Source organism: Shewanella sp. SG41-4, from assembly GCF_014164505.1.
GTDB lineage: Bacteria > Pseudomonadota > Gammaproteobacteria > Enterobacterales > Shewanellaceae > Shewanella.
On sequence record NZ_JACJFI010000198.1, the window covers coordinates 1 to 8,222 of the forward strand.

The following is an 8,222-nucleotide window of genomic DNA, read 5'->3' on the forward strand; positions in this document are numbered from 1 at the left end:
CCTTGTTTTATGAGTGATTGCTGTGCCACACCACTGCGGTTTCCGCTGCGGCAATAAAGAACCACTTCGGCGTCTTTAGCGATATTGAGCTTTGCCAACTCTGGGACGATATTCTCAAATGGAATATTAATCGCACCTTTAATATGTCCTGCAGCAAACTCTTCAGCAGTACGCACATCAATTAACGTAACACCACGGTCTATTTTTTCCCATGCAACGCTAGGTTGTTGCTCTGCTGCCCAAGTCGGCATAAGCGATGCCGCTAATAAGACCAACAGCGCTAAGATAGATTGAATAGACAACGGTATAGATTTTTTAAACACGATTATTTCCTTGTTATTTATTTAAGGCTATTTCAGCTGCTGTTTTGACGCCTAATTTTTTCATTATCATCGCAGCTGGACAAAAGCCTGTAAAAGCACTCTGAAATAGATTAGCGCCTACAAATACAGTAAGCCAGACAAAATGTGGGCTAACTGTTGCGGTTAACACAATAGATAATAAAACCATAAAGCCAGCAAAGGCCATAATACTTCTTTCTACTGACATGTTTAGCTCCTTATTGGGCATAGCCCAGTGAATAAATAATGTTTTACAGATGCTTATGTTTCATTACTGAAAAATACAACACTGGAATTACCACCAAGGTTAAAATGGTTGAGATAAAAATCCCAAATATTAAACTGATGGCTAAACCGTTAAAAATGGGGTCATCAATAATGAATAATGCCCCAATTATTGCCGCTAATGCTGTTAACATAATTGGCTTTGCTCGTACCGCGCCAGAATGGATAACCGCCTGCTCTAAGGGAACTCCTGCGGCTATTTGTTGATTAATGAAATCGACTAGCAAAATTGAGTTTCGGACAATAATACCTGCCAGCGCTATCATGCCTATCATAGAAGGCGCCGTAAATTGAGCACCTAATAGCGCGTGACCAGGCATCACTCCTATGATAGTTAATGGAATGGGCGCCATGATGATTAACGGCACGATATAAGATTTAAATTGGCCGACTACAAGTAAGTAAATAGCTATCATACCAACAGCATAAGCAATACCCATATCGCGGAAGGTTTCATAAGTGATTTTCCATTCACCGTCCCATAGAATCGACACATCGGTTAATCCATCAGGCTGATTAACCAGATTTTGTTGAATGGGATAACTAGTATCACCTTGTTCATTTTGCTGATTAATTTGGCTGACCATATCGAACATACCATATAGCGGACTACCCGTTGGCCCAGCCATGTCGGCAATAACCATGATCATTGGCACCATATTTTTATGAATAATGGGTGCATTAATGACTTGTTGTTGCACCTTAACTAATTCTGTCAGTGCGACAGTTTCACCTGACTGAGTTGGTAGGCGTAATAACAGTACTTGCTTTAGGTCTACTTTAGCGGCTTCATTTAGCTGCAATCTAATCGGTGTGGGGTGAGCTAGCTGTGTTTGATGCAAGTAACTGACATCCTTTCCGTCAACAGCAGTGCTGATTGCATCGACAATGCTGGCGTAAGAAACCCCCATTAAGCTGGCTTTATTTCGATCAATGATGACTTGCCACTTTTGTTGTTGCGCAGGCAAATATATATCCATATCAACAACGTATTGGGTATCTCTAAAACGTTGCAATAAGTCATTTGCTGCTTGTTCACGTAACTCGGTATTAGGCGCATAAACCTCAGCAACGATGGGTGACCACACCGGCGGGCCTGGTGGCACCTCAACAATCTTGATATTGGCTTGATAACGTAGGCCAATTTGTTGCAACGGCTCGCGCACAGAAGATGCAATAGTATGACTGTCGCGATCGCGATGCTTTTTATCCACTAGATTGACCTGGATTTCACCGAGCTCTTGGCTGCTGCGTAAAAAATAATGTCGAACTAAACCATTAAAATTCATCGGTGCATGAGTGCCTGCATACAACTGTAAATGTTCTATTTCTTCAACAGAGGTAAGATATTGACTAAGATCTTGCAGTACTCTTTGAGTTTGCTCCACAGGTGTGCCTTCAGGCATGTCGACCATTACTTGAAACTCAGACTTATTATCAAAAGGCAGCATTTTTAATACTACGGCTTGCATGACAGGTAAGGCGATAGCGAATGCTATCAATAATATAATCCCTAAAGCTAAGCCTTTCCGAGCCTTTGGAGCATGCTCTCCGAGCAAAAAAGGACTCATTATTCGGGTGAAAAGACGAGTTAATCGGTTGTCTTCTTCTACCGGTATGCCTGTGTCAGTCGCTATATTGTTCGAGCTATGTGACTTTTTATGTGGCTTTAACAATATTCGGCTCAACCACGGGGTCATAATAAACGCGATTAATAACGAAATAATCATTCCCATACTGGCATTAATCGGAATTGGGCTCATGTATGGGCCCATTAGTCCGGATACGAATGCCATCGGCAATAGGGCGGCGATAACAGTAAATGTGGCTAATATGGTTGGCCCGCCGACTTCATCTACAGCATGAGGGATAAGCTCGCTTATCGGTTTATTACTCATTGCCATATGCCGATGAATATTCTCTACCACCACGATGGCGTCATCGACCAAGATGCCAATGGAGAAAATAAGGGCAAACAATGAAATTCGGTTTAGAGTGAATCCCCATGCCCAAGATGCAAATAAGGTAATGGCGAGAGTGATGATAATGGCAACACCTACTACGGCCGACTCACGAAATCCCATAGTGAAAAAGACCAGAAGGACAACTGCAGATGTGGCAAAAATCAATTTAAAAATGAGTGTATTAGATTTATCTCCAGCGGTTTTACCGTAGTTGCGAGAGATAGCGACATTGACATTATCGGGAATTAAAACGTTATCGACAGCATCTATTTTGGCTAATACGGCATTAGCAATGTCGACGGCATTTTGCCCCGCCTGTTTACCAATAGCGATTGTTATTGCTGGGTAGGTTCCTTTGTCTGTTACGTGCCAAACGTGTTGTTTCGGGATATCACTTTTAAGGCTGACATCGGCAATATCTGATAAATAAACTGCACGAGGGAACGGACTTTTCTCCGAAACTGACTCGGGTTGATTGACTTTGATCAGCAGATTATTGACATCATCAAGCGAACGTAAAAACTGCCCAGCTTGTAATTTAATCTCTTGATTAAACTGCGTCATGGAACCAACCGTAGACATTTGGTTGTTATCTTGCAATGTGGCACTAATATCGTTGAACGTTACGCCGAAACTGTTCATTTTGACAGGATCAATACGCACATTTAACACCATCTCGTGGCCACCTTGGCTATAAATCTCCCGAGTACCTGGTATCCGTTTTAATTCAGTTTCTAGGCCTGATGCGACCAAGGTGAGCTGCTCTGCTGTGATGTTTGGATCTTGAGACCATAGCGTTAACCCGACTATTGGTACGTCATCAATGCCTCTTGGTTTGATTAACGGTTCACCAATGCCTGCTGCATGGTTAAACTTATCGCTGTTTGAATACAGTTGATTATATAAATTAACCACAGCTTCATCTCGTGGTACACCAACGTCAAAAATTGCAATAATGAGCGCGCCATCCGGCTGAGAAAATGAGTACAGGGTATCAATGCCTTTTATTTCAGAAATAATCCGTTCTGCAGGCAAGGTGACCTGGTTTTCAACTTCCGTAGGTGTGGCTCCAGGGTAGGGAATAAACACATCTGCAAAAGTGACATCAATTTGAGGTTCTTCTTCTTTTGGGGTAATAATTACCGCGAAAAGACCAAGTAACAAACCAAGAATAGCCAGTAATGGGGTAATGGCACTGTGTTGAAATGGTATTGCTATTGGGCCTGAAAGGCCAAGTTTTACGGTTTCATTAGGTGTTGTCATCAGGTTTACTCCTGACCTTTTGTTGCTGAGGACTGTATTAAATAACGTCCAGCGTCGATAACAATTTCATCGCCTTCCATTAACCCAGATAATACCTCTGCGGTATTATTCTGATGGTCTACTCGGCCGATACGTACTTGGTTAAGCACTATTTTGTCTAAATTTTTTCGATACACCGAGGTTAAATCACTGACTTGATGTATGGCCGATAATGGGATCATTAATCCCGTACGGCTTGGGAAATTAACGACTACTTTAATCCATTGACCAACTATGACATCTTCCATGTTACTGGCATCAATGTTAACTCTCACCTGATGCTGATGAGTTAACGGATCGGCAAATTGATAGACGTTAATATCATTTGAAATGATTTCATTGCCATTAAACAATTGAACGATGACTTGTTCTTGTTGTTGCACCTGAGCCACATCTTGCTGGGGGATTTGAAATACCGCTCTAAGGTGTTGAGTGTCGTAGCCAGAGAACAGTGCTTGGCCGTAAGATATTGTTTCACCTTGCTCTATAAACCGTTGAGTCATTCGGCCACTAAAAGGCGCACTCACGACAGTGTAATTCAAACTCTCTTTGGCCTTTATTAACTGTGCTTGAGCAGCACTGACTGCTTGCTTGCTGGATTTTGCTTTGGCAGTGGCTTCATCCATGGCACCTTTTGATATGGCGCCCTTTGGAAACAACGCTTTATAGCGCGCATACTGTGCTTGAGCTTCACTATTTAGCGCCTCTGCTTTGGCTAGCTCTGCTTCTGCTCCCGCGTATCCTGCGCCTTGTTCCTTATTGGTAATTTCCAATAATGCAGCCCCTTGTGGGACGAGATCATTCACATCAAAATGAATATTGATTATCCGGCCTGAGGTTTGTGCAGAAATCGTTGCAGCTTTAATAGCTTCAATTTTTGCATCATAAATTCGCGGCTGAAATTGATCAGAATATACTAGCTTTAATGTAGCAACATCAGAGGCTTGCACTGTATAGGATACTATTGCGGCTAGTACTGTTGTTGCGAGAATGGTACTGAGGAATAAATTATTAGATAAGCGAGACATAGTGATAGCCTATTTTGAACTCTATAAGAAAATTCTAATGGACTTTACCCCGTTAAGCAACCGATATATTGTAAAATCGTATAGATTAGAACCCTATGATATAAAAGGCATAAAAAAACCGCCAATTAACGATAAAAGGCGGCTTGATTGGAAATGGTAATATTGTTTTTAGTCCGTGGTGAGCGGACTAAAAACAGGGGAAATCGTAATGATTAAGTAGTGCTAACTCAGTACTGCAAATTCAGCACTGTTAATTAAAAACTGTAGTTATATTGTACTGAGTAGTAAACGGCGTTTGAGCGCGTTTGTGCTGAAATTTCGCTGTTGTAGCCAGGCACTTGAGCAAGAAGGTTACTATTTTCTAGTACGGTAACATCTTCTCCGCGTACAAAAGCAATACCTAGATCAACGCTCGATTTTGTATTTAAATCGTAACTCACACCCGTGGTGTACCAAGTACGATCTGAATCAGGGATTGATAATGATGAATGCTGATTCACTACGCCTTGATCTGTTGCAACACCGGCTCGTAGAGTCCAATCTTGAGTGAGGTTATAAGTCGCGCCTAGGCTTAAGAACCATGAATCTTTCCAGTGATATTCTTTTAAATCTGCTTGGTCGACACCATTGGCACCATCTTTAACCACGATTTTGTCGAATGCACTCCTATTAGTCCATTGTGCAGTGTAATGCACAGCAAACTTATCCGTTAGTTGGTGGAAACCGGCAAACTGAGCAATATCAGCGATAGGAATATCAATTTCATTGTATTCAGTGTAAAGATAATTTACATCACCTTTGGCGGTAAGTTTTGGACTAATACGGTAACTTAAGCCAAAGCGATTATCTGGATTAACTTCATACACAACACCAACAATCCCACCTAATGCCCAACCATCAGCGTCAACATCTACTAGGCTGCCAATCTGTGGATTATCGCTGGTACGTGTCAGGGTTCCGCTACCATAAACAGCATCAATACCAAAACCAAAACTAAACTCATCATTCACTCGGTAAGACATACTGGTATTAAAATTGATCGTAACTACTTCTGTGTTACCGAGTAAATCTACTGGAGGTGGAAGAGGTACTGCATTACCGCTAATAGTAGGGGTTCTGTTTGCCAAGTCACCTAAATCGGTGCCAGTGCCGTAGTTACTAAATACCGCAACACCAAACGCCATTTTGTCGTTAATTGGATTGATGTAATAAAAATTGGGGATAACTTTTGCTTCTGCAGCCTTATGCTCACTACCAAAAGCAACGTCTTGTCCGGCAAAATTGCCTTCTACATCAGATACTGATACATCAATATCTGCATAAACAACACCTAAAGATAGCGCTGTTTCATCAAAAAGAGCCATCGCTGCAGGGTTACGAGATAGAACCGATGCGTTGTCAGCAATAACGGCATCACCCGCCATTGCACGACCAATACCAGTAGCAGATTGGCTGTTTAACTGAAAACCGGCAGCTGATACTTGTACACTGAGTAAGCCTACCGCGGTAGCAATGAGGGTCTTGTGGCATTTGTTCATTATTATGTCCCATTTAATATTACCGTTTTTGCACAAAATTTATTCACTTTATACATTTGACGGTCAAAATTTAGGGCATAGTAGGTAAATGTGACTAATGCAACAACTCCGACCAGATGTTAGTTGTTGTTAATATTAAGTTAATTCTATTTTTTAATGGTGAAGTAGGTGTTTGATAGCATGGCAATATATGTAAATTTTAGAGCCTATTTCTACAGTCATTACTACACGGGGAGCTTAAGTTAAATTTTATTCATAGTGGATTTTAGAGAATAAAACATGAGGTTTATCGAAGATTGTGAGTTCATTCGCTTGTTTTGATAATCGATTTTAAGGTTGATAACTCAACCTTAAAATCATAGAGGTTGAGTTATCAAAATTGCTATCTATATAGGCATTTATTCGAGTTTATTGTGTTTTTAAAGATTCACGGAAGGCGACAAAATCGGCGATTGTTTTCTGCGTTGGTGGTGATATTTTACTGACAATAACGCCTACAAACAATGCGAACGTAAATCCCGGGACGATTTCATATAACTCAAAAATACCGCCAGTCATTTGTTTCCAAATTACAACGGTTAAAGCACCCACTAGAATTGTTGATATTGCACCATTACGGCTATAACCTTGCCAAAATAGTGACAATAACACCACGGGACCAAACGCAGCGCCAAACCCAGCCCATGCATAACTGACGAGTCCTAACACGCTGCTTTCAGGATTAAGTGCCACAACACCTGCTACTAGGGCAATGGCAATAACGCCAATACGGCCTACTAACATCAGTTCTTTGCTACTGGCTTGTGGACGTAACCATTTGAGGTAAAAGTCTTCCGTGATGACACTAGAACAAACCAGTAATTGTGAATCAATAGTACTCATGATGGCAGACAGAATCGCAGCAATCAGCAAACCGCCAATCCAAGGGTTAAATGCAGCATGGGCTAAATGAATAAAGACGGTTTCTGAGTTTTCAAGCGGCTCTGCGGCAAAATAAAGGCTACCAGCAATACCAGTGGCTAAGGCGCCGACTAGCGACACTATCATCCAACTCATGGCGATTCGACGAGATAGCACCAAATCTTTTGGACTGCCGATAGCCATAAAACGAGACAAAATATGCGGTTGACCGAAATAACCTAATCCCCAAGCCAATAGCGACACTAGCCCAATAACCGTCGTTTTTTCGTTAATAAATGACAACATGGCAGGATCAATTTGTTTGAAACTTGCTTGGGTGTCGGGTTGGCTGAATATTGCTATAGGTACAATTAATAGTGCAATTAACATTAGGCAGCCTTGAAAGAAGTCAGTCCAACTGACGGCAAAGAATCCACCTACAAAGGTATAAGACACAATGATGAATGAACCGATCAATAAGGCTAGGTTGTAATCAAGACCAAATACTTTTTCGAATAGTATCGCGCCACCCACCATGCCTGAAGAAGCATAGAAAGTGAAAAAGATCAGGATCGTTAATGCCGAAACCAATTTCAATAGTCCATGAGAGTCATTAAAACGATTTTCAAAAAAATCGGGTAACGTCAAAGAATTATTGGCAACTTGGGTATAAATTCGCAGTCGTTTTGCAACAAATAACCAATTAAGCCACGCACCAAACACTAACCCAAATCCAATCCAGGCTTCACCTAAACCACTTAAATACACCGCGCCAGGTAAGCCTAATAACAACCAACCAGACATATCTGATGCGCCAACACTTAACGCTGTTACTGCGGGCCCCATTTTGCGACCACCGAGAAT

General features: G+C 41.5%; 6 protein-coding genes. All 6 read right to left on the reverse strand.

What is annotated here, in order from left to right; genetic code table 11:
- Nucleotides 1-323: rhodanese-like domain-containing protein (locus H5202_RS15670; RefSeq protein ID WP_182772898.1), on the reverse strand; the 323-nt coding region annotated here is incomplete at its 3' end.
- 13 nt (nucleotides 324-336) lie between these two features.
- On the reverse strand, nucleotides 337-549 hold the full coding sequence (locus H5202_RS15675; protein WP_182772899.1) for a YgaP family membrane protein: 213 nt from the start codon (nucleotides 547-549) through the stop codon (nucleotides 337-339).
- A 43-nt stretch (nucleotides 550-592) separates the two neighbouring features.
- Nucleotides 593-3,853: an efflux RND transporter permease subunit gene (locus H5202_RS15680; protein ID WP_182772900.1), complete on the reverse strand. Its 3,261-nt coding sequence runs from the start codon at nucleotides 3,851-3,853 to the stop codon at nucleotides 593-595.
- A 5-nt stretch (nucleotides 3,854-3,858) separates the two neighbouring features.
- Nucleotides 3,859-4,920: an efflux RND transporter periplasmic adaptor subunit gene (locus H5202_RS15685; RefSeq protein ID WP_182772901.1), complete on the reverse strand. Its 1,062-nt coding sequence runs from the start codon at nucleotides 4,918-4,920 to the stop codon at nucleotides 3,859-3,861.
- A 254-nt stretch (nucleotides 4,921-5,174) separates the two neighbouring features.
- Nucleotides 5,175-6,458: an OmpP1/FadL family transporter gene (locus tag H5202_RS15690; RefSeq protein WP_182772902.1), complete on the reverse strand. Its 1,284-nt coding sequence runs from the start codon at nucleotides 6,456-6,458 to the stop codon at nucleotides 5,175-5,177.
- A 408-nt stretch (nucleotides 6,459-6,866) separates the two neighbouring features.
- Nucleotides 6,867-8,222, reverse strand: a 1,356-nt coding sequence (putP, locus tag H5202_RS15695; protein ID WP_182772903.1) for a sodium/proline symporter PutP, incomplete at its 5' end; no start/stop codon positions are given.